Origin of the sequence: Sphingomonas montana (assembly GCF_001956315.1) — a bacterium.
In the GTDB taxonomy this organism is placed as follows: domain Bacteria; phylum Pseudomonadota; class Alphaproteobacteria; order Sphingomonadales; family Sphingomonadaceae; genus Sphingomonas_R; species Sphingomonas_R montana.
Genome location: NZ_KV887143.1, coordinates 209,539 through 235,989, shown reverse-complemented (window position 1 = coordinate 235,989; position 26,451 = coordinate 209,539). Strand labels below are relative to the sequence as shown.

21 protein-coding genes and 1 pseudogene are annotated in these 26,451 nt (G+C 68.3%); 11 read left to right on the top strand and 11 right to left on the bottom strand.

What is annotated here, in order from left to right; genetic code table 11:
• Positions 1-26 precede the first annotated feature (26 nt).
• Positions 27-1,832 (top strand): DUF885 domain-containing protein, encoded by a 1,806-nt coding sequence (locus tag BKY59_RS04555; protein WP_076068895.1) that lies wholly within the window; start codon positions 27-29, stop codon positions 1,830-1,832.
• A gap of 437 nt (positions 1,833-2,269) precedes the next feature.
• Here the strand turns inward: BKY59_RS04555 and BKY59_RS04550 are convergent, their stop codons facing one another.
• Positions 2,270-2,935: a hypothetical protein gene (locus BKY59_RS04550; protein ID WP_240499954.1), complete on the bottom strand. Its 666-nt coding sequence runs from the start codon at positions 2,933-2,935 to the stop codon at positions 2,270-2,272.
• Positions 2,936-3,108: 173 nt separating this feature from the next.
• Positions 3,109-4,725 carry a lysine--tRNA ligase gene (locus BKY59_RS04545; RefSeq protein ID WP_076068893.1) on the bottom strand — a complete coding sequence of 539 codons (1,617 nt, stop codon included), beginning with the start codon at positions 4,723-4,725 and terminating at the stop codon, positions 3,109-3,111.
• A 96-nt stretch (positions 4,726-4,821) separates the two neighbouring features.
• Here BKY59_RS04545 and BKY59_RS04540 point away from each other — a divergent pair, with 96 nt between their 5' ends.
• From BKY59_RS04540 to BKY59_RS04525, 4 genes are all read left to right on the top strand, one after another.
• The gene (locus BKY59_RS04540) at positions 4,822-5,436 is read left to right on the top strand and encodes a hypothetical protein (RefSeq protein WP_076069010.1); all 615 of its coding nucleotides are present in this window, start codon (positions 4,822-4,824) and stop codon (positions 5,434-5,436) included.
• Positions 5,437-5,592: 156 nt separating this feature from the next.
• Positions 5,593-6,543, top strand: coding sequence for an acyltransferase family protein (locus BKY59_RS04535; RefSeq protein ID WP_076068892.1), 951 nt, complete (start codon positions 5,593-5,595; stop codon positions 6,541-6,543).
• Between the two features lie 31 nt (positions 6,544-6,574).
• Positions 6,575-9,301 (top strand): ATP-dependent DNA helicase, encoded by a 2,727-nt coding sequence (locus BKY59_RS04530; protein ID WP_076068891.1) that lies wholly within the window; start codon positions 6,575-6,577, stop codon positions 9,299-9,301.
• Positions 9,298-9,837, top strand: a complete 540-nt coding sequence (locus BKY59_RS04525) for a SixA phosphatase family protein (protein ID WP_076068890.1) — start codon at positions 9,298-9,300, stop codon at positions 9,835-9,837. The genes BKY59_RS04530 and BKY59_RS04525 overlap by 4 nt, the downstream gene beginning before the upstream one ends.
• Before the next feature lie 52 nt (positions 9,838-9,889).
• On the opposite strand, the gene pdeM is transcribed toward BKY59_RS04525, so the two are convergent.
• Together pdeM and BKY59_RS04515 are read right to left on the bottom strand one after the other, a co-directional pair.
• Positions 9,890-10,552 carry a ligase-associated DNA damage response endonuclease PdeM gene (gene pdeM, locus BKY59_RS04520; RefSeq protein ID WP_076068889.1) on the bottom strand — a complete coding sequence of 221 codons (663 nt, stop codon included), beginning with the start codon at positions 10,550-10,552 and terminating at the stop codon, positions 9,890-9,892.
• A gap of 76 nt (positions 10,553-10,628) precedes the next feature.
• Positions 10,629-11,132, bottom strand: a complete 504-nt coding sequence (locus BKY59_RS04515; RefSeq protein ID WP_240499953.1) for a CHAP domain-containing protein — start codon at positions 11,130-11,132, stop codon at positions 10,629-10,631.
• Positions 11,133-11,574: 442 nt separating this feature from the next.
• Here BKY59_RS04515 and pheS point away from each other — a divergent pair, with 442 nt between their 5' ends.
• Positions 11,575-12,747 carry a phenylalanine--tRNA ligase subunit alpha gene (gene pheS / locus BKY59_RS04510; protein WP_076069009.1) on the top strand — a complete coding sequence of 391 codons (1,173 nt, stop codon included), beginning with the start codon at positions 11,575-11,577 and terminating at the stop codon, positions 12,745-12,747.
• Positions 12,744-15,101: a phenylalanine--tRNA ligase subunit beta gene (gene pheT, locus BKY59_RS04505; RefSeq protein ID WP_076068887.1), complete on the top strand. Its 2,358-nt coding sequence runs from the start codon at positions 12,744-12,746 to the stop codon at positions 15,099-15,101. Before pheS ends, pheT begins: the two co-directional genes overlap by 4 nt.
• Before the next feature lie 165 nt (positions 15,102-15,266).
• Here pheT and metW read toward each other — a convergent pair whose 3' ends face one another.
• Positions 15,267-15,857, bottom strand: a complete 591-nt coding sequence (gene metW, locus BKY59_RS04500; protein WP_076068886.1) for a methionine biosynthesis protein MetW — start codon at positions 15,855-15,857, stop codon at positions 15,267-15,269.
• Complete coding sequence (metX, locus tag BKY59_RS04495; RefSeq protein WP_076068885.1) at positions 15,854-16,990, bottom strand: homoserine O-acetyltransferase MetX; 1,137 nt, start codon at positions 16,988-16,990, stop codon at positions 15,854-15,856. Before metX ends, metW begins: the two co-directional genes overlap by 4 nt.
• A gap of 228 nt (positions 16,991-17,218) precedes the next feature.
• Between metX and hisC the strand changes: the two genes are divergently transcribed.
• Together hisC and BKY59_RS04485 are read left to right on the top strand one after the other, a co-directional pair.
• Positions 17,219-18,316, top strand: a complete 1,098-nt coding sequence (gene hisC, locus BKY59_RS04490) for a histidinol-phosphate transaminase (protein WP_076068884.1) — start codon at positions 17,219-17,221, stop codon at positions 18,314-18,316.
• Positions 18,316-19,221 (top strand): prephenate/arogenate dehydrogenase family protein, encoded by a 906-nt coding sequence (locus tag BKY59_RS04485; RefSeq protein ID WP_076068883.1) that lies wholly within the window; start codon positions 18,316-18,318, stop codon positions 19,219-19,221. Before hisC ends, BKY59_RS04485 begins: the two co-directional genes overlap by 1 nt.
• Positions 19,222-19,369: 148 nt before the next feature.
• Here the strand turns inward: BKY59_RS04485 and rhaT are convergent.
• From rhaT to rhmD, 5 genes and pseudogenes are all read right to left on the bottom strand, one after another.
• Positions 19,370-20,416, bottom strand: a pseudogene (gene rhaT, locus BKY59_RS04480) (L-rhamnose/proton symporter RhaT).
• A gap of 40 nt (positions 20,417-20,456) precedes the next feature.
• Positions 20,457-21,365 carry an amidohydrolase family protein gene (locus tag BKY59_RS04475; protein WP_076068882.1) on the bottom strand — a complete coding sequence of 303 codons (909 nt, stop codon included), beginning with the start codon at positions 21,363-21,365 and terminating at the stop codon, positions 20,457-20,459.
• 90 nt (positions 21,366-21,455) lie between these two features.
• Entirely contained in the window at positions 21,456-22,208 is a 753-nt protein-coding gene (locus BKY59_RS04470; RefSeq protein WP_076068881.1) for an SDR family NAD(P)-dependent oxidoreductase, read from the bottom strand.
• Positions 22,205-23,068, bottom strand: a complete 864-nt coding sequence (locus BKY59_RS04465; RefSeq protein ID WP_076068880.1) for a 2,4-didehydro-3-deoxy-L-rhamnonate hydrolase — start codon at positions 23,066-23,068, stop codon at positions 22,205-22,207. Before BKY59_RS04465 ends, BKY59_RS04470 begins: the two co-directional genes overlap by 4 nt.
• A 12-nt stretch (positions 23,069-23,080) precedes the next feature.
• Entirely contained in the window at positions 23,081-24,265 is a 1,185-nt protein-coding gene (gene rhmD, locus BKY59_RS04460; protein ID WP_129586192.1) for an L-rhamnonate dehydratase, read from the bottom strand.
• 169 nt (positions 24,266-24,434) lie between these two features.
• On the opposite strand from rhmD, the gene BKY59_RS04455 reads away from it, so the two are divergent.
• A complete protein-coding gene (locus BKY59_RS04455) occupies positions 24,435-25,199 on the top strand; it encodes an L-rhamnose 1-dehydrogenase Lra1 (RefSeq protein ID WP_076068878.1) in 765 nt (254 codons plus the stop codon).
• On the top strand, positions 25,199-26,365 hold the full coding sequence (gene lldD / locus BKY59_RS04450; protein ID WP_076068877.1) for an FMN-dependent L-lactate dehydrogenase LldD: 1,167 nt from the start codon (positions 25,199-25,201) through the stop codon (positions 26,363-26,365). Before BKY59_RS04455 ends, lldD begins: the two co-directional genes overlap by 1 nt.
• The last annotated feature ends 86 nt before the right edge of the window (positions 26,366-26,451 follow it).

Below are 26,451 nucleotides of genomic sequence, written 5' to 3'. Positions count from 1 at the left end.
TCGTCCCTGCCGGAGTTTGCCGCCCCATGCGCCTGTTCGCCGCCATCTCGATCGCCCTCGCCATGCCGCTGGCCGCATCTGCCCAGGTCGTGCGCCCCACCCCGCCCGCCGCCGCGCCGAATGCGGACGGGCTGGCGCTGCGCCGCCTGTTCACCGCCAGCGACGAGGCGATGCTGCGCCGCAATCCGATCCAGGCGCTGTTTCGCGGCGACCTGCGCTATGCCGACCGGTTCGGCGACTATATCACCGACCGCTATTTCGCCGATGAAAAGGCCGCGGCACAGGCCGATCTCGCCGCACTGGGGCGCATCGACCGCGCCCGCCTGTCGGCCGAGGACCAGTTGTCCTACGACGTGTTCCGCTATCAGACGCAGTCGACGCTGAACAGCTTCGCGCCTGCCTTGCTGAAGGCGCAGGTCGAACGGCCGATCGACCATTTCTCCGGTTTCCAGACGTTCGTGCCCGACATCTCGTCCGGCGACGGCGCGGCGCCGTTCAAGACGGTCAAGGACTATGACGACAATCTGAAGCGGCTGGACGGTTATATCGTCTACCTCGGCCGCGCCACCGACCGCATGAAACAGGGCATGGCGGACGGTATCGTCAACCCGAAGCTGGTGATGCGCAACGTCGTGGCGCAGCTCGATGCGCTGGTGGCGCAGGGGGTCGAAGGCTCCATCTTCTACAAACCCGTCACGCGCTTCCCCGCTGCCGTGCCCGCTGCCGACCGCGCCCGGATCACCGCGGCCTATGCCGCCTTCATCCGCGACCGGCTTAACCCCGCGCATGTCGCCCTGCGCGATTTCATCCGCGACCAGTATCTGCCGAAGGCGCGTGACAGCGTCGGGCTGGGCGAAATGCCCGGCGGCCCCGCGCTCTACCGCTTCATGGTCGCACAGACCACGACGACCGACATGACGCCGGACGCCATCCACACGCTCGGCCTGGCCGAGGTGGCGCGCATCCACACGGCGATGGCCAGGGTGCAGGCGACGGTCGGCTACAAGGGCACGTTGCCGCAATTTTTCGAACATATGCGCACCGATCCGCGCTTCGCCCCGCCGACGCGCGAGGCGATCCGCGACGCCTTCCTGGCGATCGACACGCGCGTGAAGGCGACCGTCGGCCGCGATTTCTCGACCATCCCGAAATCGCCGCTCGATATCCGCGCCGTCCCCGCCTTCAAGGAAAAGACCGACGCGGCCGGTTCCTACCAGCAGGGCACGCCCGACGGATCGCGGCCCGGCGTGTTCTACTACAACGCCTACGACCTGCCCTCGCGCTTCACCTGGGGTTTCGAAACCCTGTTCCTGCACGAAGCGATGCCGGGCCACCATTTCCAGATCAGCCTGGCGCAGGAAAATACCGCGTTGCCCAGCTTCCAGCGGTTCGGCGGCAACACCGCCTTCGTCGAAGGCTGGGCGCTCTACGCCGAAAGCCTCGGGCCGGAACTGGGTATGTTCACCAATCCCTACCAGCTTTACGGCCACCTGAACGACGAAATCCTGCGTGCCATGCGGCTGGTGGTCGATACCGGTCTCCATGCCAAGGGCTGGAGCCGCGACCGCGCGATCGCCTACATGCTCGACAACAGCGCGATGGGCCGCACCGACGCCACGGCGGAGGTCGAACGCTACATCGCGATCCCGAGCCAGGCCACCGCCTACAAGATCGGCCAGCTCACCATCCGCCGGCTCCGCACCCGCGCCGAACAGGCGCTCGGCTCCAGGTTCGACGTCCGCGCCTTCCACGCGCAGGTCGTGATGTCCGGCGCCCTCCCGATGGCTGTGCTGGAAGCCAAGATCGACCGTTGGATCGCGTCGCAGAAGTAGGGCGCATTCGCACAAGAGTCGGCTTGGATCAGGTCCGACCATCACCGCCGTCATCCCGGACTTGATCCGGGATGACGGTCGGTTAGAGTGACCGACACCGCCTCCAGGAAGATGGACTGTCCCCGACACCGTCATCCTGACGGAGGTCAGGATCCATTATCACTCGGCCGACGACGATAGGCCACGCCGCACCAAGCCCCATGCGCAGTCACACGCGCTGCGACAACGGCCTGTCTTCAAACGTGGAATAATCCTGTGTCCTGGCTCCACCGCGGAAACACAGTGCCCGCTATTGTTCGGCAGGAACACCTGACCAGAACCGTCGTGATAATGGATCCTGACGTCCATCAGGATGACGGCTTGGCGGGACGCACTTCCGATAACAGCACCGGGCCGTCCGCCGTACCTGGCGAACGACCCCAACCCTTACCCAAAGCTCAGCGTGCCACGCGCCCGAACGGTAGCAGCTGTTTCGCCAGCGCCTGCGCCGCCTTTGCATTGCCGGCGCGCACCGGGACCAGCACGGCATTCGCACTCCGCTGGATCATGCGGTCGAGCGCAGTCGGCGTTGCGCCGCGCAGTGACGCCTCGGCCAGCCCGCGCGCCTTGGGATCGGCCCCGTCCAGCGTCAGCCGCAGCAAGGCGGCCAGCCCCGGGAACATCGCACGATTGCCGCCCAGCGCCACCGACCGGTCGAGCGCGGCCAGCCCCGTCGCCTTCTTCGCGCCCAGCACCGTTCCGGCCATGAAACCGCCCACCGCCGTCACCGCATCGATGTTCCAGCCGGCGACGATGGCCTGCGCCTCCGGATCGCGCGGATTGGCGGCGGCCAGCGCGTTGAACCGGTCGCGCGCGTCCACCGCATCGGCCCGACTCTTGGTCAGCTTGGCGCGATAGCCGATCGCCATCGCCTTGGTCAGCTGCGCCTCGCGGTCACCGGGGTTGCGGGCCAGCGCGGCATTCGCGCCCGCCTCCGCCTGGGCCAGCTGGGCCAGCGCCGCCGCCTTGTCGCGCGCGCCGAACGCGGCGGTGGTCAGGATATCGCGTGGGCTGGCGGCAACCACCGGGCTCGCAACGAGTGCGATCGCGCACAGGGCGCTCATTTGCTTGAACATCGGTCTTCCTTTCAGGCTCTCCGACTCGAAAGGCCACGTCGCGCATATTTGCGACGCGGCCGATCGGGGCGTGATCCGCACGCCCGCCGGTCCGAAAGGGGATTGGACCGTTGCTGCGAACGCGCCGCCGGATCGTCGGTTGCGTCTTGGTTGACGGATACTTACGCCGCCTCCGTCGAACCGGACATGAATGGCCGGTCCAGCGCCTCCGCGATCAGCCGCCGGCTCGGCTCGACACCGTAGAGCGCGAAGAAACTGCCCATCCGCGGCCCCTGCTCGGCGCCCAGCAGCGTCTCGTACAGGACCTTGAACCAGTCGCGCAGCGCCTCCTTCCCGTAATGGCACTTGCCCACGTCATAGACGTGGTTCTGCAACCGGACGGCAGGGTCCCCGTCGGCATCGCCCGCCTCGTCCGCCGCCAGAAGCGCATCCAGGTCACGCAGGGCCACCGCCTCCGCCTCGCTCGGCGCGCGCCGATTGAGCGTCCCCGCCACGAAATGCGCGGCATAGGCGATCGCATAATCAATCAACCGGTCCAGCTCCGGATGCGTCTCCGCCGACAAGGTCGGGTCATACCGGTGCAGGAACGCCCACATCGTCTCGCGCTCGCCGACGCCCGGCAGGCTGGCCAGGTTCAGCAGCAGCCCGAACGTCACCGGCAGCGTGGCTGTCGGCACCGCGCCATTGTGGATATGATGCACCGGATTGCCCAGCTTCTGCTTCAGGTCCTGCGTGTGATAGTTGCCGCGGAACTGCCAATATTCGTCGATCGCCCGCGGGATCAGGCCCAGATGCAGCGACTTCGCCTTCTTCGGCTCGCGGTAGGAATAGAAGGCGATGCTCTCCTCCGGCCCGTAGCGCAGCCATTCGTCCAGCCCCAGGCCGTTGCCCTTGGACTTCGAAATCTTCTCGCCGCGCTCGTCGAGGAACATCTCGTAGGTCAGCCCCTCCGGTGGCCGCGCGCTCAGCACGCGCGCGATCTTCGATGCCTGCGTCACGCTGTCGGTCAGGTCCTTGCCCGACATTTCGTAATCGACGCCCAGCTCGACCCAGCGCATCGCCCAGTCGACCTTCCACTGCAATTTCGCCTGCCCGCTTAGCACCGACCGCTCGATCCGCTGCCCCGCATCCTCGAACGCCACGATCCCTGCCTCGGCATCCACGACGGTCACCGGCACCTGCAAGACGATCCCGCTCGTCGGGCTGATCGGCAGGATGGGCGAATAGGTCGCGGCCCGCTCGGCGCGCAGCGTCGGCAACATCACGCCCATGATCGCATCGTAATTGCGCAGCACGCCGCGCAACCCGTCGTCGAACCGCCCCGACCGATACTGCTGGGTCGACGACACGAACTCGTAATCGAAGCCGAACCGGTCGAGGAAGGCGCGCAGCAGCGCGTTGTTGTGATCCGCGAACGATGCATGGCACCCGAACGGATCGGGCACCTCCGTCAACGGCTTGCCCAGATGCTCCGTCAGCATCGCCTGGTTCGGCACATTGTCCGGCACCTTGCGCAGGCCGTCCATGTCGTCGCTGAACGCCACCAGCCGGGTCGGCGTGTCAGACAATGCGGCGAACGCGTTGCGCACCATCGTCGTGCGCAACACCTCGTTGAACGTGCCGATATGCGGCAGGCCGGACGGGCCGTACCCCGTTTCGAACAGCACCGCGCCGGCGGGCTTGCCGTCCGGATACCGCTTCAGCAGCTTGCGTGCCTCCTCGAACGGCCAGGCCTTGCTGTCCAGCGCGGCGGCGCGGAGCGTCGGATCGTTTGCCATATGTTCCCGTGTCTTCTAGCGTGTCGACTCCGGTCCTTAGAACAGCGTGCGGCGCTTGTCGTGCCGCGGGCGACCGGCATGTTGACGGAGACGCCGATGGCGACGGAAGGCCCCATTCCCCCCGGTCCGGAAATCCTGTCGGGCAGCGATGCGCTGCTCCCCGCGCTGCCGATGAAGCAGGCGCGGCGGATGGACCACAGCCCGGAACGCACCGTCTATGTGGCGCAACCGGGTCTTCGCGCGCTGCCGTCCGGTACGCTCGTCATCCTCGGGTTCGCCAGCCCGCAGCTGCTGTCCGTCATCTTCCTATTCTGGGCGATCTGGTGGCCGGCCCCCGCCACACCCAGCGCGCTGCGTTTCGCGCTGGCGGGTACGCTGCTGCTCGGCGGGCTGTCGCTGCTCGTCTTCTGGCTGCTGCTGCGCCACAATCTCGCGCTTGCCGCCGGTATCCTGCGTGCGCCCTTCACCCGCGTGACCGTGACCAACCGGCGCGTGCTGTGGACCGTCCCTTGGTCCCGCCATCCGGTGATGGAGATCGCCGCGCGGCGGATCGCGGGCGGCATCCTCGGCCCCACCGACCGGCGCGGCACGGGTTCCGCCGCGATGGTCCTGCGCGACGGCGATCCCTCCGCCGATTTCGACGGCAACATCCATTTCGACCGCCTGCCCGACGCCGCCGGCTTCGTCGCCGCGCTCGACAGCCTGCACTGAACCCGCCCCCGGCAATCCTCCTATCCCGGCGCAGGCCAGGATCCAGCCAAGCCGGATTACAATTCACCGACCGACATCCGTCTATCATGTCCGCGCTTCAGCGCCCGCCACAGGATAAACGTCTTGTTGAGGCGGTCTGCGCTACACCGCCCCATCATGGCCGCGACCCCGAAACTCAACGGCATACAGGCGCTGCGCGGCGTCGCTGCCGTCGCGGTGATCCTCTACCATGTCGCCCGCCATCTCGACCGCGCCCACGGCACCCCCGCACTGATGCGAATCTTTCAGGCGGGCCATGCCGGCGTCGACCTGTTCTTCGTGCTCAGCGGGTTCATCATCCTGTTCGTTCACGGCCGCGATATCGGCCGGCCCGCACGCCTGCCGCATTATGCCCGCCAGCGGCTGACCCGCGTCTGGCCGATCTACTGGGTCGCGCTGGCCGCCACCGTCGTGCTGGCGATGCTGGGGACGACCGGCCCGCCCGATCCCGCACGGCTCATCTGGTCGGTCACGCTGCTGCCCTCGGCCCAGCCACCTGTCCTGGGTCTCGCCTGGTCGCTGCGGTTCGAGATCGTCTTCTACGCCATCTTCGCGCTGCTCATCCTCAACCGCACGCTGGGTATTGCCGCGCTGATCGGATGGGCGGCCGTCCTGCTGTTCCTGCCGGCCGGCGCGGCACCCGGCGCGCTCGCGGGGCAACTGCGCGATCCCTACAACCTCCATTTCTTCCTGGGGATGGCGGTCGCCTGCGCCGCCCGCCGCGCGATCCCTGCCCCCGGGCCCGGCCTGTGCGCTGCTGATCCTGGGGCTGGTCGTGCGCGAACGAACCGCCGGACTCACCGTCCCGCGGCCGCTCGTCCGCCTCGGCGGTGCGTCCTATTCGCTCTATCTGTTCCAGTTCGTGTTCATGGGCCTCGCATGGAAGTTCTGGCTGGCGACCGGCCTAGACGCCGCGCTGCCGGTCGCGGTCACATTCGTCGCGCTCACCGCCGCGGCGATCACGGGCGGGATGGCGATGGCCACGTGTGTCGAACGCCCGCTGATGCGCCGCCTCGCCCCCCGCCGCTGACCGCCCCGCCGGGGATCACGGGCGCCGGTTTCGCCTGACAGCCGCGCCCCCGGCGGCTATCATGCCGTCATGCTGTCACCGCCGGCCCTCAGCGCGCTCCACGCGACTCACGGCGGCATCTGGATCGCCGATGCCGACGGCGGCGTCCGCACCGTCGGCCGGGGCGAGGCGATCGCCCATGCCGCCGAAACGCCGGTCGTGCTGCTGAACGCGCCGCTGGCCGCAACCCGGCTCGGCTACGGCGAACTGAGCGGGCTCGACCTGCTCGAACTCTACGCCTTCGTCCATCCGGCCCGGTTCGCGGTGCCGACACCCGCCGGGCTGGCGCGCGCGCTGAGCCTGCCCCCGCCGCAGGACGAAACCAGCGCCGCGGCGTTCCTGCTGATCGCGGCAGAGGCGTTGCTGGCGCGGATGGAACGCGCGGACTGGGCGGAACGCGAGGGCGGCTGGACGGCGGCCCAGACGCTCCACCGCCTCCGCTGGACCTGGGGGCCGGCCGTCGTCGCCCGCATCGCGCGCCCTGAAAAGGCCGAACGCTGGCTCTTCTCCCGCCTGCCCGAATGGGACGAGAGCGCCGCGCGTCCGCAACCGCGCCCCGTCGTGCTGGGCGATGTCGAAACCGTCGCCACGCTGGAACGGCTGGTCGGCGCCCAGGCCGAACCGCGGCAGGGGCAGCGCGACTATGCCGTCGCCGCGGCGCGCGCCTTCGACCCGCGCGTGCATGACGACCGCCCCCACGTCCTGCTGGCGGAGGCGGGCACCGGCATCGGCAAGACGCTCGGCTATCTCGCCCCCGCCGCCCTCTACGCCGCGCGTGCCGAAGGCCCGGTCTGGATCAGCACCTATACCAAGGCGCTTCAGCGCCAGCTCGACCGCGAAAGCGCGCGGATCTTCACCGATCCCGCCGAACGGCGCGAAAAGGTGGTCGTCCGCAAGGGTCGCGAAAATTACCTCTGCCTGCTCAACCTGGAGGATGCGTTGCAGGGCGGGTTCCAGGGCCGCGCCGCCATCCTCGCGCACCTTGTCGCCCGCTGGGCCGCATACAGCCGCGACGGCGACATGGTCGGCGGCGACCTGCCCGGCTGGCTGCCCACCCTGTTCCGCCGGGCGGGCTCCACCGCGCTGACCGACCGGCGCGGCGAATGCGTCTATGCCGGTTGTCCGCATTACCGACGCTGCTTCATCGAACGCGCCGCGCGCGCCAGCGAGGGCGCGGACATCGTCATCGCCAACCACGCGCTCGTCATGATCCTGGCGCAGCGCCGCCGGGACGAGGGCCGCCCGCTCGCCCGCATCGTGTTCGACGAAGGGCATCATCTGTTCGACGCCGCCGACTCCACCTTCGCCGCCGCGCTGACGGGGCAGGAAGCGATCGAGCTGCGCCGCTGGATCATGGGTCCGGAAAAGCACGCCCGCGGCCGCCGCCGTGGCCTGGCCGCCCGGCTGTCCGACGTCGGCTCCTATGACGAGGCCGGCGGCCTGGCGATCGAGAATGCGGTCCAGGCCGCCGGCGCGCTGCCTGCCGACAGCTGGCTTGGCCGGATGGGCGAGGGGTTGCCGCTCGGGCCGATCGAAATCCTGCTCGCCCGCGTCCGCGACACGGTGTTCGCCCGCGCCCGCGCTGCCGACGCCGGCTACGGGGTCGAAACGGAGGCCGCCGAACTGGACGGGCCGTTGATCGAGGCCGCCGCCCCCGCCGCGCAGGCGCTGGAGGCGCTCGTCGGCCCCATGCTCCGCCTGCGCCAGCGGCTGGAAGCGGTGCTGGAGGACGGCCCCGACTGGCTCGACGCCGCTGCCCGCGCGCGGATCGAGGGGGCGATCGGCGGCCTCACGCTGCGCAGCCGGATGCTCGGCGGCTGGATCGCGCTGCTCGGGCGGCTGGGCGGCCCGGTCGATCCGGATTTCGTCGACTGGCTGGCGGTCGACCGCGTGGAAGGGCGCGAATTCGATATCGGCCTCCACCGACACTGGCTCGATCCGTCGAAGCCACTGGCCGAAACCGTGTTGAAATCCGCGCACGGCGTGATCGTGACGTCGGCCACGCTGCGTGGCGGATCGGACTGGATCACCGCCGATGCCGCGATCGGCACCGCACATATCGCGGTCGTCCCGCGCCGGTTCGCGGTCGCCAGCCCGTTCGACTATGCCGCCCGGTCAGAAGTGCTGGTGGTGACCGACGTGAAGCGCGGCGACCTGGCGCAGCTTGCCGGCGCCTATGCGCAGCTGATCGAGGCGGCGGGCGGCGGCACGCTCGGCCTGTTCACCGCGGTCGCGCGGCTGAAGGTCGTGACCGCGCGCATCGCCGACCGGCTCGCCCGCGCCGGTCTGCCGCTCTATGCCCAGCATGTCGATCCGATCGACACCGGCACGCTGGTCGACATCTTTCGCGACGATCCACGCGCCTCGCTGCTCGGCACCGATGCGCTGCGGGACGGGGTCGACGTGCCCGGGGAATCGCTGCGGCTGGTGGTAATGGAAGGCGTGCCCTGGCCGCGCCCCACCGTGCTGCACGCCGCCCGGCGCGTCGCCGGCGGCGGATCGGCGCATGACGACCGCGTGGTGCGCGCGCGGCTGGCGCAGGCGTTCGGCCGGCTGATCCGGCGTGCGGACGATCGCGGGATCTTCGTGCTGCTGTCCGCCGCCATGCCGTCCCGTCTGCTCGATGCCTTCCCGCCGGGCGTCGCGGTTTCGCGCGTCACGCTGACGCAAGCCGTCGCGCGCGTCGCATCGCGACTTTCCCTCGACGCAAAAGCCGGGCATCAGGCCGCGACCATCGATGCGCCGGGGCTGCCATGAAGACCTTGATCCTGCTCCGCCATGCCAAGTCCGGATGGGATGACACCGTCTCGCGCGATTTCGATCGCCCGTTGAACCCGAAGGGCAAGCGGGCCGGCCGCACCGTGGGGCAGCATATGCGCACGCTCGGCCTCGCCTTCGACGCGGCGGTCGCGTCGCCCGCGGTGCGCGTGGTCGAAACGCTGGCACAGGTCGCGGACGGATACGGCGTCGCAATCGATCCGGCCTGGGACCGCCGCATCTACCTCGCCTCGGCCACAACCCTGCTCGACGTGGTGCGGGAAACGGACGACGCCGCCGCGACGCTGCTGCTGGTCGGTCATAATCCAGGGCTGGAGGATCTTGTCCTCGCGCTCGTCCCGGACCGCAACGGCAATCTGGAACGTAACAAGGTGGAGGAGAAATTCCCGACCGCCAGCCTGGCGGTGCTGCATTTCGAAATCGATCTCTGGGCCGACGTGAAGCCCGGCTCGGGCACCCTCATCCGCTTCATCCGCCCCCGCGACCTCGACCCCACGCTGGGGCCGGACACGTAATCCAACCGAACCCCCTCCCCCCACCGGGGGGAGGGCTAAGTAGGGCAAAGCTTCAAGCCGCCAGCGGAAACCGCAGCATCCGGTCCGCGACCGGCACCAGTGCCTGCCCCGGCGCACCCAGTGCGCGGCAGATTTCCGGGTGGCCCGCATCCAGCCCCCCCGTCAGCGCGCCGAACGCCGGCAGGATCAGCTTGGTCTCCGTCGCCACGAAGCATCGCCGCGCGATCCGCCGTCCGCGCACCGTGACGCGCAGCTTGGGATGGAAATGCCCCGACAGTTCCGGCCGCCGCTCGCGCGGATCGGCCTCGTGGCGCAGCACCAGCCCGTCGACCATGACCTCGTCCACCACCTCGCCGCCGCAATGGTCGGCGACCTGCCGGTCATGGTTGCCCGTGATCCAGACCCAACGCGTCGCCTCCGTCAGCGCGCGCAGGCTCGCCCGCGCCTGCGCCGGCAACCGCTCGCACCCCGCCACGTCGTGGAAACTGTCGCCCAGGCACCAGATCTCCACCGCGCCCGTCGCGGCGACCAGCGCAGTCAGGTCCGCCAGCGTCGCGATCGAATCATACGGCGGCAGCAATTGCCCGAACCGCGCGAACCAGCTCGCCTTCTCGAAATGCAGGTCGGCGACAAGCAGCGCGCGGCGTGCCGGCCAGAACAGCGCCCCCTGGGGCAAGGCCATCAGATCGTGGCCACAGAACGAAAAGGGAACCATATCGTCCCGGCCTATAGGTCGGCCGGGCGGCGTGTCGCAAGCGCGATCGCGGCGCCTGCGATCGGGATGGCGGTAATCAGGCGGCGCTCTTCTCGCTGCCCTGTGCGACGTCGGCCTTGGCGCTCACGTCGTTCGCGACGTCGCTGGCCGCCTTGACCAGCGCCTTGCCGCCGTAGATGAAGCCGTAGACCGGATAGGCCTTGATCCCGATCGACTTGATCGGCGCGTACCAGACCTTGACCTGGCTCCAGTCGTTGGCCGGCGACGCGTCGATCACCGTGACGTCGTTCTCGACCTGTCCGCGGTGGCCGTTGATGAGCGACCAGTTGGCGTGCGTCACCTTGATGATGCGGTCGCTGACGATCTTGCTGACCGTCGCGACATGGCCGACGCGCATCGCGCCGGTTGCCTTGAACACCAGCACCGCGCCCGCCTTCGGCGCCGTGCCGCGATCATATTTGCCGATCGCGCCATTCCACCAGGTGAAGGCATTGCCGAACAGGTTCACGCCCGAAAACATCCGTGCGAACGGCACGCACTGCCAGCCGAAGCTCTTGGCCTCCGCCGCAGCGGGCGTCATCGCGAAAAAAAGCAGCGCGATGAAACCAACTGCGTTCCGGGTAGTTTTGGTCATGCGTGGTCTCGCTCGCTGTTGGGTTTGAGCTATCCGATGATCTGGTGTTGGCAAAGCATCCCGCGGTCGTCTGATCCTGCCTTGCGGTGAGCTGAACGCCCATTTCGCGGCATTTTCTACTCGTCCCGGCAAAGCTTCGGTTGGTCGATCCAGGCTGCGAATGCCGCGAAGCGTCGAGACATTTCGACCGCCAGAGCTTACGCGAGAATTGACGGCTAGGCACCGCTGCCTTCCCCATCGTCCTGACGGAGGTCAGGATGACGCATGAGGGGGTAGTTCCTCCGGTCACTCACCATCCCATCCGCCACGACGCTTGATCCACCCCCCGCCGCCCGACTACGGGTTCCGCAACGACGCCCGGCGCGGCGGGACCGTGAAAGGGCGATGCGTGGACGATATCGAACAACAGAAGGCCGCCCTGCTGGCCGAGGTGGCGACCGCCGACGCCGCAGCGTTGGAGGCCATCCGCGTCGCGGCACTCGGCAAGAGCGGCAGCATCACCGCGCTCCTGAAGACCATGGGCAAGCTGACCCCCGAGGAACGCCTGGTACAAGGGCCGGCCATCCACGGCCTGCGCGAAGCGGTGACCACCGCGATCGCGGATCGCAAGGCGCTGCTTGATACACAGGCGCTCGATGCCCGGCTCGCTACCGAACGGCTCGACCTGACCTTGCCTGTGGCGCTTCCCCCGGCCGGCTCGGTCCACCCGGTCGCCCAGGTCATGGACGAACTGGCCGAAATCTTCGCCGACCTGGGTTTCGCGGTCGCGACCGGCCCCGAGATCGAGGACGACTGGCACAATTTCAGCGCTCTCAACATTCCCGAGACGCACCCGGCGCGGGCGATGCACGATACATTCTATGTCGAGCGGGTCGGCGGGCAGGCAGAGGCGCACGCCGGGCAAAGCCCGTCGTCGGACGGCGCGGAGTCCGCGTCGCCGGCCGGAGAAGCATCTGCGCCCGCAGGGCCGCGAATGCTCCTCCGCACCCATACCTCACCCGTCCAGATCCGCACGATGCTCGGCCAGCAGCCCCCCATCCGCATCATCGCACCCGGCCGCACCTACCGATCGGACAGCGACGCCACCCACACGCCGATGTTCCATCAGGTCGAGGGTCTCGTGATCGATCGCGGCATCACGATGGGCCATCTGAAATGGACGCTCGAAACCTTCGTGAAGGCCTATTTCGAACGGGGCGACATCGTCCTGCGCCTGCGCCCGAGCTATTTCCCCTTCACCGAACCCTCGGCCGAAGTGGACGTCGGATTCACCTGGGAAAAGGGCCGCCGCGTGATCGGCGGCGGGGGTGATGCAGCCGGCGGCGGCTGGATGGAAATCCTCGGTTCCGGCATGGTCCATCCGAAGGTGATCGCCGCCTGCGGACTTGATCCGGCCGAATGGCAGGGTTTCGCCTTCGGCTGCGGCATCGATCGGCTCGCGATGCTCAAATATGGAATGGACGATCTGCGTCCCTTCTTCGACGGCGACCTGCGCTGGTTGCGCCATTACGGATTCGCGGCGCTCGACATGCCGACGCTGTCCGGGGGGATATCGGCATGAAGTTCACATTGTCCTGGCTCAAGGACCATCTCGATACCGACGCCACCGCCGAACAGGTGGCCGAACGGCTGACCGCGATCGGGCTGGAGGTGGAAGGGATCGACGATCCCGCCGCAAAACTGGCGCCCTTCCTGATCGCCCGCATCCTCACCGCCGCCCCGCATCCGCAGGCCGACAAGCTGCAGATCCTGTCGGTCGACGCCGGCGGGCCGGAACCGCTGCAGGTCGTCTGCGGCGCGCCCAATGCGCGTGCCGGCCTGGTCGGCGTGTTCGGCGCGCCCGGCACCTATGTGCCCGGCATCGACGTCACGCTGAAGGTCGCGGCGATCCGCGGTGTCGAATCGCGCGGCATGATGTGTTCGGCGCGCGAACTGCTGCTGTCCGACGCGCATGACGGCATCCTGGAACTGGCCGACGACGCGCCGGTCGGCACCTCCTACGCCGACTATGCGCAATTGAGCGACCCGGTGATCGACGTCGCGATCACCCCCAACCGCCAGGATTGCATGGGCGTGCGCGGCATCGCGCGCGATCTCGCCGCCGCCGGGCTCGGCACGCTGAAATCGTTGATCGTCCCCACGATCAAGCCCGCCTTCCCCTGCCCGATCGCGATCCGCACCGACGATCCCGACGGCTGCCCCGCGCTCTACGGCCGCGTCGTGCGCGGCGTCGCGAACGGTGCCGCCCCCGACTGGATGGCGCGCCGGCTGACCGCGGTCGGCCAACGCCCGATCTCCGCGCTGGTCGATATCACCAACTATGTCATGCTCGATCATGGGCGTCCGCTCCACGTCTACGATCTGGCCAAGCTTCAGGGCGGGCTGGTCGCGCGCAAGGCCGCGGCCGGCGAGACGCTGACCGCGCTCAACGGCCGCGACTATGCGCTCACCCCGGCGATGACCGTCATCGCCGACGACACGACCGTCCACGACATCGGCGGCATCATGGGCGGGCTGCATTCCGGCGTCTCGGCGGACACCACCGATATCGTCGTCGAATGCGCCTGGTTCGAACCGACCACGATCGCCCGGACCGGCCAGGCTCTGGCGCTCACCAGCGACGCGCGCACCCGGTTCGAACGCGGCGTCGATCCGCAATTCCTCGACGACGGCCTCGCCATCGCGACCGACCTGATCCGTCAGATTTGCGGCGGCGAGGCGTCGGACGTGGTCAGGGCCGGCACCCCGCCAGAAGGGATCCGCGTGATCGCGCACGATCCAACGCTCTGCCTGCGCCTTGCCGGCATGGCCGTCCCGCCCGATCGCCAGCGCCGTATTCTGACCGCGCTCGGCTTCGGCGTCGACGCGGCCTGGAACGTGCGCGTACCCAGTTGGCGGCGCGATATCGACGGCCCGGCCGATCTGGTCGAGGAAGTCGTCCGGATAGAGGGGCTCGACATGCTCGAGTCCACCCCCCTGCCGCGCGTCGACGGCGTCGCGCAGCCCACCGCCACACCCGTGCAACTGCTGGAACGCCGGGTCCGCCGCACGGCCGCCGCGCGCGGCATGAACGAAGCGGTGACCTGGAGCTTCATCGCGCAGGCCGAGGCCGACGCGTTCGGCGGTGGAGCCTGGGCGCTCACCAATCCGATCAGCGAGGCGCTAAAGATCATGCGCCCCTCGATGCTCCCCGGCCTCCTGTCCGCCGCGAAGCGCAACGCCGATCGCGGTGCCGCCACGATCCGACTGTTCGAGGTCGGCCGGCGCTATCTGGGGGACGGCGAGCGCGCCACGCTCGGCTTCGTCCTGATGGGCGACCGCGCACGGCGCGACTGGCGCGACGGCAAGCCCGCTACCTTCGACGCCTACGATGCCAAGGCTGAGGCGCTGGCGCTCCTCGCCGCCGCCGGCGTGCCGGTCGACCGGCTTCAGGTGATGGCAGCCGTCTCGCCGGTCTACCACCCCGGCCGCTCCGCGACGCTCCGGCTCGGCCCGAAGACGATCCTCGCGGAATTCGGCGAACTTCACCCCGCCACCGCCCGCGCGATGGGTCTCGACGGCAGCGCGGTCGCTGGCGAAATCTACCTCGACGCCGTGCCGCAGAAACGCGGCACCGGCCCCGTCCGCCCCGGCTTCGCACCCCCCGCGCTCCAGCCCGTCCGCCGCGACTTCGCCTTCGTCGTCGCCCCCACGCTGATCGCCGACGACCTCGTCCGTGCCGTACGCGGCGCGGACAAGACCGCCATCGTCGATGCCCGCATCTTCGACCGCTTCGTCCTCCCCGACGGCGACCTCTCGGTGGCCGTCGAGGTCACGCTGCAACCTAACGACAAGAGCTTCACCGACGCGGATCTAACCATGATCGCCGACAAGGTGGTGGCGGCGGCAACCAAGGTCGGTGCGAAGTTGCGCTGAGCTTCACAAAATGAACTCCATCTAGTGAAGCGACCCCCTCTCCCAACCCTCTCCCCCAAGGGGGCGAGGGCTAAGTAGGCAGAGCAACAGGGCCCCCTCTCCCCTCCGGGGAGAGGGCTGGGGAGAGGGGCGGTGGCTTGAGACGACCAACGTCCCAAACCCAACCTACCGCCGCAACAAAAACACCGCATGCTCCGCCAGCAAATTCGCCTGCACCGCCGAACACCTGCGCGACCCGGCCAGAAACCACGCCTCCTCGACAACAATCCCCCGCGCCGCCACGAACGCCCGGAAATCGTCGATCGTCAGGTGATGGATATCCTGCGTCTCGTACCAGCTGACCGGCAGCGCCGCCGTCACCGGCATCCGCCCGCCCCACATCAGCGACCACCGCACGCGCCAGTAGGCGAAGTTCGGGAACGACACGAACGCCGTCCGCCCGATGCGCAGCAGCTCGTCCAGCACGCGGTCCGGCCGCCGCGCGGTCTGCAACGTCTGGCTCAGGATCGCATGGTCGAAACTGGCGTCGGGATAGGCCGACAGGTCGGTATCGGCATCGCCCTGCACCACGGACAGCCCGCGCGCGACCGCCGCAGACACGTTCGCCCCGTCGATCTCGATCCCGCGCGCATCGGCCCCCTGCCGGTCACGCAGCACGGCCATCAACTCACCCCCGCCGCATCCGATATCGAGCACCCGCGCGCCCCGCGCGACATTGTCCGCGATGATCGCCAGATCGGGGCGCAGCGCGGTCATGCCGCGCCCCCCGCTTCGACAGCGCGCAGGAACCCGTCGACGACGCGGTTCAGTTCCGGCACGTCGAGCAGGAACGCGTCATGCCCGAACGGCGACGACAATTCGACGAAGCTCGCCGCCGCGCCGCCTGCGTTCAGCGCATGGACGATCGCCCGGCTTTCCGCCGTCGGGTACAGCCAGTCGCTGTCGAAACTCACCAGGCAGAACCGCGTCGCCGACCCGGCGAACGCATTGGCCAGCCGCCCGCCATGCTCCTCGGCCAGGTCGAAATAATCCATCGCCCGCGTGATGTAGAGGTAGCTGTTGGCATCGAACCGGTCGGTGAAGCTGATCCCCTGATAGCGCAGATAGCTTTCGACCTGGAAATCCGCGTCGAACCCGAAACTCTTGCTTTCGCGTGCCTGCAAGCGCCGCCCAAACTTCTCCGTCAGCCCGGCCTCCGACAGATAGGTGATGTGCGCCGCCATCCGCGCCACCGCCAGCCCGGCGGTCGGGGCCACGTCGCCCGGCGCATAATAATTGCCCTCGCGCCAGTTCGGGTCCGCCATGATCGCCTGCCGCCCGACTTCATGGAACGCGATATTCTGCGCGCTATGCCGCGCCGCGGACGCGATCACCACCGCGGACCGCACCCGATCCGGATAGGTCGCTGCCCATTCCAGCACCTGCATCCCCCCCATCGACCCGCCGACCGCGGCCAGCAGCACGGGAACGCCCAGATGATCCATCAGCAACGCCTGCGCCCGCGCCATGTCGCGCAGCGTGATGACCGGAAACCGCATCGCGTAAGGCGCGCCCGTCGCCGGATCGACGCTGGCCGGCCCGGACGATCCCATGCAGGATCCCAGCACGTTGGCGCACACGATGAAATGCCGCGCCGGATCGACCGGCCGCCCCGGCCCCACCATCCGCGTCCACCAGCCGGGCTTCCCCGTCCGCGGATGGTCCGACGCGACATGATGATCGCCGGTCAGCGCATGACAGATCAGCACCGCGTTCGACCGATCGGCGTTCAGCGCCCCATAAGTCTCATAGGCGATATCGACCGCAGCCAGCACCGCACCCCCGTCCAGCGCGAACGGCCCGGGCAGCGTCACGACGCGCGAAAGGCCGAAACGGGCATCCTCGGACATGCCTGCGCGCTACGGGCGCACCCCACCCAAGTCAATCACTCCCTCCCCCCAACCGGCGGAGGACCGGGGTAGGGGCCGCGCTGGACACCACGCATGTGACAGCCGCCACACCGAACGCACGACGTCGCACCGCCCAACCAACAGACGCGCCATCTCCAAAGGACCAATTTGCCCGCCCCCTCGATCTTCGACATGACGAGCTTCCCTTGATCCGCTATCGCCGCGCGCATGACAGCACCTGCTCCCAAGCCCTGGATCGACGCGATCGCGCCCTATCTTCCGGGCCGCACCACCACCGACAGCGGCGTCCGCGCGACGAAATTGTCGTCAAACGAGAATCCGTTCGGCACCGGCGCGCCGGCCCGCGCCGCCTGGGCCGCCGAGGCAGGCACGCTCGATCGCTACCCCGATGCCGGCGCGACGCTGCTGCGCGAGGCGCTTGCCGCGAAATACGACCTTGATCCGGCGCGCGTCATCTACGGCACCGGATCGGACGAGATCCTGCATCTGGCGGCCGGCGCCTATGCCGGCGTCGGCGACGAGGTGCTCCAGGTCCGCTACGGCTTCTCGGTTTATGAAATCGCCGCCCGCCGCGTCGGTGCCACGCTGGTCGTGGCCCCGGACACGGACTACGCGACCGATATCGACGCGCTGCTCGCCGCGGTCACCCCGCGGACCCGCGTGGTGTTCGTCGCCAACCCGAACAACCCGACCGGCACCTACAACGACCGGCACGACATTGCCCGCCTGCACGCCGGCCTGCCCACCGACTGCCTGCTCGTGATCGACCAGGCCTATGCCGAATATCTGGCACCGGGCGCGGACGATGGTGCACTGGAACTCGCCCGCAGCGCGCCGAACGTGCTGGTCACGCGCACCTTTTCCAAGATCCACGGACTGGCGGCGGAACGGATCGGCTGGGGCTACGGCCCTGCCCCGGTCATCACCGCGCTGCACAAGATCCGCGCGCCGTTCAACGTCACCTCCGCAGGCCAGGCGGCGGCGGTCGCGGCGCTGGGCGACGACACGTTCGTCAACCGCAGCCGCGACCACAACGCCACCTGGCGCGCCTGGTTCGCCACCGCGATGAACGCGATCGACGGCCTGCGCACCGTGCCGAGCGAGGCGAATTTCGTGCTGATCCTGTTCGAAGGCCGGCTGACCGCGCAGGCCGCGTTCGAAGGGCTGATGGAACGCGGCTACATCGTCCGCTGGCTGCCGGGGCAGGGCCTGCCGCACGCGCTGCGCATCACCATCGGCACGGAAGACGAGACCCGCGGAGTCGCCGCCGCCATCGCGGACCTGGCCGCCGCCGTGGCCGCCTGATGCTGCCGTTCGCGCGCGTCGCCGTCATCGGCCTCGGGCTGATCGGATCGTCGGTCGCGCGCGCGATCCGCGCGAACCTGCCGACGGTGCGCGTCACCGGCCATGATGCCGACCCCGCGGTCCGCGCCCGCGCGCGCGACCTCGGCTTTGCCCACGACATCACCGATCTCGCCGGCACCGCGGTGCTCGATGCCGACCTCGTGCTGCTCTGCGTCCCCGTCGGCGCGATCGGTGCGGCGGCAACCGACGTCGCTGCGGACCTGCCCGCCGACGCGATCGTCAGCGATGTCGGCGGATCGAAGGTCAGCGTCGCCGCCGCCCTCCGCGCCGCCCTGCCCGACGCCGTGATCGTCCCCGGCCATCCGGTCGCAGGCACGGAGAACAGCGGCCCGGACGCGGGCTTCGCGACCTTGTTCGCCGGCCGCTGGTGCATCCTGACGCCGGACGCCGACACGCCCCCGGTCGCGACGGCACGCGTCCGCGCCTTCTGGGAATCGCTCGGCGCGCAGGTCGAGGAGATGACCGCGCACCACCACGACCTCGTCCTCGCGGTGACCAGCCACGTTCCACACCTCATCGCCTACAGCATCGTCGGCACCGCATCGGACCTCGAACAGGTGACCGAGAGCGAGGTCATCAAATATTCCGCCGGCGGCTTCCGCGATTTCACCCGCATCGCCGCGTCCGACCCCACCATGTGGCGCGACGTGTTTTTGAACAACCGGGAGGCGGTGCTGGAGATCCTGCAACGCCTGACCGAAGACGTCACGATGCTGCAACGCGCGATCCGCTGGGGCGATGGCGACACGCTTTTCGAGCTGTTCTCGCGCACCCGCGCCGTCCGCCGCGGCATCGTGGAACAGGGACAGGACGACCCGCGCGAGGATTTCGGCCGGGCGCACTGAAAGCTGGGAGCTCACTCCAAGACCGTCATCCTGACGGAAGTCAGGATCCATTATCACGACGGTCGTGGCTGAAGCCCACATAGTAATAATGGAATCCAGCGTCCGCCGGAATGACGGTCGAGGGGAAGCGCCTGCCGCCCTTCGCGCCTCAAGCCGCCAGCTTGTTGCCGTAACCGATTACGATCGTCGCGCCGACCAGGATTGCGATGCCCGCCCACACGGTGGCGCGCGTGCGGCCCGATGCCGTCTTCCATTCGCGGAGCGCGAAGCCCCACAGCGTCCCGAACACGATGATGCTGGCCATGTGCAGCGTCCAACTGGAAAAGCCGAACCGGCCCATCTGGCTTTCGCCCATCGTGTAGAAGAAGAACTGGAAATACCAGGCGATGCCCGCGATCGCGCAGAGCAGATAGTTGCGCGACAGAGGCATCGCCCGGTCCGCCCATTGCGCAGCCGAACGGTTGCGGACGATCAGCATCGCACACCAGACCAGGTTGGTGACGAGGCCACCCAGCAACACGATGCAGAGCACCGGCAGGCCTGTTCACAACGGCCCGGTGCCCGCCGCGGCCGACAGCGCCTTCACCGGTTCACCCGCGGCCAGGCCATAGGCGAAGCAGGACGACATGATGCCCGAGAAGATCGCCACGCGGATACCACGCGCGAAATCGAACTCCGCGATCGCCGCCTGCGCATGTTCGGGCGACATCTCCCGCTCCTTCATCCGCCCGGCCAGCGCGACGACCGCGATCCCGAGCAACGTCAACAGGATGCCGGCCAGGATGACGTTGCCGCTGGTCGTGGCGATCAGCTTCTCGTGGAAATCGCCCGCCACCAGCGGCGGCAGCAGCGTGCCGAACGCGGTGGACAGCCCCAGCACCACCGCCATGCCCAGCGACAGGCCCAGATAGCGCATCGTCAGCCCGTAGGTGAGCCCGCCAAAACCCCACAAGGCACCGAAGAAGATACACCAGCCCCACACCGACCCCGGCGTGGCGGACAACACGCCGCCCAGATCCGCGGTCTGCACGCTCACAAAGAACCACGGCGCCAGCAGCCAGGAGAATATCCCGCCGGTCAGCCAGTAAATCTCCCACGACCAGCGCCGCACGCCGCGGTACGGCACGTAGAAACTGGCCGAAGCGAGCCCGCCCATCCAGTGGAACAGCACGCCGAGCAGCGGATTGGCACCCATGGTCCGGTCTTTCCGATAACAACCTAGACGCAGGGATCGGTCACAGGCCGATGCCCAGTCGATAGATCCGGTCCGCGTTCCGCCCCCACAGCGCGCGGCGTTCGTCGTCGCCGAACGGCGCGATCACCTCGGCCAGCGCACCCAGCGTATGATCGAATGTGCCGAACAGCCGGTCGGTCGGGAAATCGCTCGCCACCATGCAGCGGTCGGTGCCGAACATGTCGATCGCCTCCAGCACATAGGGTCGTGCATCATCCGCCCCCCAGTCGCGCCGGACGAAGCCGAAACCCGACAGCTTGACAGCCACGTTCGGCAGGGCCGCCAGCGCGCGCATCCCGGCGCGCCACGTCGCCTTGCCCGCCGCGTCGACGTCGACCGGCATCCCCATATGGTTCACGATGACCATCGTCTCCGGGTGGCGCGCGATCAACGGCACCAGCCCTGCGAACTGCCCGGGATAGGCCTGCAGGTCGAACGACAGCCCGTGACGCCCAAGTGCGGCGAACCCGCGCTCCCACGCCGGGTCGCGTGTCACGTCGCGCGGCGTATAGGTGCGGCGCGGGTCGGCGTGCCAGTTGACGATGTGGCGGATGCCGCGGACATTGCGGTAGCGGGCGTGCGCGGCCAGCACATCCACGACATCCGGCCGGTCGAGTGCCGCGAAGGCGACGATGCCGCTCGGCATCCCGTCCGTGTCCGCCGTTTCCTGCAACCAGCGCGTTTCGTCGATCGCCGCCGCCGCCTCGGCGCCGGCATCGATATGCACCGCGCCGACGACGTTCCACTGCGCCGACTCCGCGCGGTAATCGGCGATGGTGTAGGTCCGGGCGATCGCCGCGACGCTGCCGTTCGGCCCATCGTCCGAAAAGGGCGGGGTCAGCCACGGATAGGCGATCCGGTCCAGGTCCCACAAATGGATATGGGCGTCGACGAAGGGAATATCGCGCATCGCTCGCCTCTCCTCACGCGGCATGCTGGATCCGCACGGCCTATGCCGGGTTCCGCCTGACACCCCGGTCGAAACCGGGGTGCTGCCGGATCAGAAGGTGGTGCGGCCGCCCGACGTGTCGAACGTGGATGCGGTGGTGAAACTGCACTCCTCGCTCGCCATGAAACACACCATCGCGGCGGTCTCGTACACTTCGCCCAGCCGCCCCATCGGGATCTTGCCGCGCATGTAGTCGACCTGGCTCTTGGGCAGCTGGTCCAGGATCGGGCTTTCGAACGTCGCCGGCGTCACAGCATTGGCGATGATGCCCTTGGTCGCCAGTTCCTTGCCCAGCGACTTGGTCAGGCCGATCACGCCCGCCTTCGACGCGGAGTAGGCGGACGCGTTGGGGTTGCCCTCCTTGCCCGCCACCGACGCGACATTGACGATCCGGCCGTAGCTGTTCGCGATCATGTACGGCACGATCGCGCGGCAGCAGTAGAAGACACCGTTCAGGTTGATGTCGATCACGCGCTGCCAGCTGTCGATCGGATATTCGTGCACCGGCCCGGTCGCCCCGGTGATCCCGGCCGATGCGACCAATATGTCGATCCGCCCGTCGAGCAACTGCGCCGACTCCTCGGCCGCCGCCTGAACCGCCGCCTGGTCCGAAACGTCCAGCGCGATCACGCCCGATGCACCGACCTCGGCTTTTGCCGCGGCCAGCTTTGCCGGATCCAGGTCCCACAAGACGACCTGTCCGCCTTCGGCAACGATCCGCTTGGCGGTCTGCAGGCCGAGACCCGACGCACCGCCGGTCACGACAGCGGTGCGGCCTTCGAACCGTCCGGACCAGACGCTCATGCGAAATGCTCAAGGTCGAAAGCGATGACCGTCTGACGCTGTTCACCGAGCTTGCTGATGCCAAGGTGCATCGTGTCACCCGGGTTCAGGAAGATCATGTCGGGCTTCTGTCCCTCCCCCACGCCCGGCGGCGTGCCGGTGATGAGCAGATCGCCGGGGTTCAGCGTGATGAACCGGCTGACATAGGCGATGCATTCCGCAACCGGGAAGATCATCGTGTGGGTATTGCCGGTCTGCCGCCGCGTGCCGTTCACGTCCAGGAACATGTCGAGCGCCTGCACGTCGCCGACCTCGTCCGGGGTCACCAGCCACGGGCCGGTCGGGCCGAACGTGTCGCAACCCTTGCCCTTGTCCCACTGCGAGCCCAGCTCCTTCTGGAAGGCACGCTCGGACACGTCGTTGACCAGCACATACCCCGCGACGTGCGACAGCGCGTCGGCCTGTTCGACATAGCGGCACGTCTTGCCGATCACGATGCCCAGTTCGACTTCCCAGTCCAGCTTGGTCGCGTCGCGCGGCTTCATCACCGGGTCGTTCGGCCCGGTCAGGCACGAAATCGCCTTGGTGAAGAAGATCGGTTCCGGCGGCACGGGCAGCCCGGCCTCCTTGGCATGGTCGGCATAGTTCAGGCCGATGGCGATGAACTTGCCGATGCCGTTCACCGGCACGCCGTAGCGCGGCTCGCCCTCGACCAGCGGCAGCGACTTGGGGTCGATACCCTGCAGCCGGGCGATGCCGTCCAGCGTCACTTCCGCCGGCGTCAGGTCGGCGATGACGCCGGACAGGTCGCGAATGCGGCCGTCATCGTCCAGCAGACCGGGCTTTTCCTGGCCGACCGGGCCGTAGCGCAAGAGCTTCATGTGGCGGTTTCCTCAGTGCGTATAGGGGCGGTGGAGTGGAATATCGCGGTTCAGTTCGACGCCGAACCCGGGCTTGTCGAGCGCGGAGGCGCGCATCCGGCCGTTCACCGGCACCGGTTCGCCCAGCAGCTGCGGCGCGAACATCGGCACCACTTCGGTCGGTCCGGGATGCATCATCAGGAATTCCGCGAACGGGCTGTTATGCCGCGTGATGACGAAATGGTAGGAATAGACCGACGATCCGTGCGGCACGACCATCTTGCCGCGCGCATCCGCCATCGCGGAAATCTTGAGCAGTTCGGTCACGCCGCCGCACCAGCCGACATCGGGCTGGATGATGTCGCAACATTCCATTTCCATCAGCATGCGGAAACCCCAGCGGGTCGCCTCATGCTCGCCCGTCGTCACCAGCATGCCCTTGGGCACGTTGCGCTTAAGGTCGGCATAGCCCCAATAATCGTCGGGGCTCAGCGCCTCCTCGATCCATTTCAGGCCATGTTCGTGCGCTGCGATCGCCAGCCGGGTCGCATAGTCCAGGTCCAGCGCCATCCAGCAATCGAGCATCAGCCAGAAGTCCGGCCCGCATTTCTCGCGCATGTCCGCGATCATCGCGATATTCTTGTGAAACCCTTCCAGCCCCTCGGCCGGGCCATGGTGCAGCGGCATCTTGCCACCGATGAAGCCCAGTTCCTTGGCGACATCGGGTCGCGCGCCGGTGGCGTAGAATTGCAGCTCGTCGCGCACCGCACCGCCCAGCAACTGATATACCGGCTCGTCGCGCAACTTGCCCAGCAGATCCCACAACGCCAGGTCGACGCCGGAAATGGCATTCACCACCAGGCCCTTGCGGCCATAATATTGGGTCGAGAAGTACATCTGGTCCCAGATCTTCTCGTAATCCGCGGGGTTGGCCCCCTCCAGGAAACGCGCCAGGTGCTTTTCCACGATGAACGCCGCCGGTTCGCCACCGGTCGTCACCGCGAAGCCGATCGTCCCGTCCTCCGCCTCGATCTCCACCACCAGCGTGCCCAGCACGTTGATGCCGAAGCTCTGTCGACTCTGTCGATATTCGGGATAGCGCGCCATCGGCGTGGCGATATGGTCGTCGATCCAGTGGCCCGCACCCTGATCGTGATAGTCCGCGCCGCCGCCGCGGACGACGAACGCGCGCACATGCTTGATCCTGGAAAGCGCCATGTGTCCGTCCCCTCCGCCCGATCCGCCGCCCGCCGCACCCATGTCTGCACTTGCGGATCGTACCATATTATGAGATCGGTTTCTACGGATTGGGAATGATGTCGTCAACAGGAACATCCTGCGCTAAGGATTGACGCGACGGGCCGACACCCCGCACGGGAGAGAATCGATGATGCTGCTCGAAGGAAAGACCGTCCTCGTCACCGGCGCGTCCGCCGGCATCGGTCGTGGTGCCGCGATCGGCGCGGCGCGGCACGGGGCGGATGTGGCGATCAACTACAGCCGCGACGTCGCCGGCGCGGAAAGCGCCGTGCGCGAGATCGAGGCGCTGGGCCGTCGCGCGGTCGCGATCCAGGGCGATGTCGCCGATCCGGAAACGGCCAAGGCATTCGTGCAGGGCGCGGTCGATGCGTTCGGCAAGGTGGACGTGTTCGTCAACAATGCCGGCATCTGCCCCTTCCACGCCTTTCTCGACATGCCCGTCGAAACCTTCGAACGCACGATGCGCGTCAACCTGCACGGTGCCTATTTCATGGTGCAGGCCGCTGCGAACCAGATGGTGAAGCAGGGCCATGGCGGCGCGATCGTCGCGGTGTCGTCCATCTCCGCGCTGGTCGGCGGCGAATATCAGACGCACTATACGCCGACCAAGGCCGGCCTCCATTCGCTGATGCAGTCCACCGCGATCGCGCTCGGTAAATATGGCATCCGCTGCAATTCGGTGCTGCCCGGCACGATTCTGACCGACATCAACAAGGACGATCTGGCCGACGACGCCAAGCGCCAATATATGGAAAGCCGCGTACCGCTCGGCCGGCTGGGCGCGCCCGACGATCTGGTCGGGCCGATCATGTTCCTGGCATCCGATCTGGCGGCCTATGTCACCGGCGCGTCGCTGCTGGTGGACGGCGGCATGTTCGTGAACCTTCAGTAATGGCGCGCGCCGCCTCCGCACTGGACTATCGCGATCTCGCGCGCCGCCGGCTGCCGCATTTCCTGTTCGAATATATCGACGGCGGCTCCTATGCGGAGGTGACGCTGCGCCGCAACATCGGCGATCTGGAACGTGTCGCGCTGCGCCAGCGGGTGCTGAGCGACGTGTCCTCGCTCGACCTGTCGACCGAACTGTTCGGCCACCGTCAGTCGCTACCGGTGGCGCTCGCCCCGATCGGCCTCGCCGGTCTCAATGCGCGGCGCGGCGAGGTGCAGGCCGCGCGCGCGGCGGAGGCGGCAGGCATCCCCTTCTGCCTGTCCACCGTCTCCGCCTGCCCGCTGTCGGAAGTCGCCGCCGGCACCACGCAACCGCTCTGGTTCCAGCTCTACATGATCCGCGACCGTACCTTCATGCAGGATCTGCTGGCCCAGGCGAAGGCCGCACGCTGTTCGGCGCTCGTCTTTACCGTCGACATGCCCGTCCCGGGGTCGCGCTACCGCGACTATCGGTCCGGCCTCGCCGGCGCTTCCGGCATGGCGGGGTCGCTCCGCCGGACGTGGCAGGCGGTGACGCGGCCCGGCTGGGCGTGGGACGTCGGCGTCCACGGCCGCCCGCACGCGCTCGGCAACGTCGCGCCCGTGCTCGGCAAGAATACCGGGCTGGAGGATTTCTTCGCCTGGATGCGCGACAATTTCGATCCGACCGTCGGCTGGAAGGACCTCGAATTCGTCCGTCAGCATTGGGATGGCCCGCTCATCATCAAGGGCATCCTCGATGCGGAGGACGCGAAGATCGCCGCCGATGTCGGCGCGGACGGCATCGTCGTCTCCAACCATGGCGGGCGGCAGCTGGACGGCGTGCCATCGACCGCGATGGCGCTGCCCCCGATCGCGGAGGCGGTCGGCGACCGGCTGACCGTGCTGGCCGACGGCGGCGTCCGCTCCGGGCTGGACGTTGTGCGGATGCTCGCGCTCGGGGCCAAGGGCGTGCTGCTCGGCCGGGCCTGGGCCTATGCGCTGGCCGCCGGCGGCCAGGCGGGCGTCGCGCACATGCTGAAACTGGTCGAGGCGGAAATGCGCGTCGCGATGGCGCTCACCGCCTGCACCTCGATCGCCGCGATCGACCGCAACGCCCTCGTCCGCGAAACGCTTCCGCCTACGGCGTGAGCGTCTGATCGGCCGTAGTATCAACACTTCCGTCCTCCCCGCGAAAGCCGGGATGACGCGTTACAGGAAGGCTACCGTCCACCCCA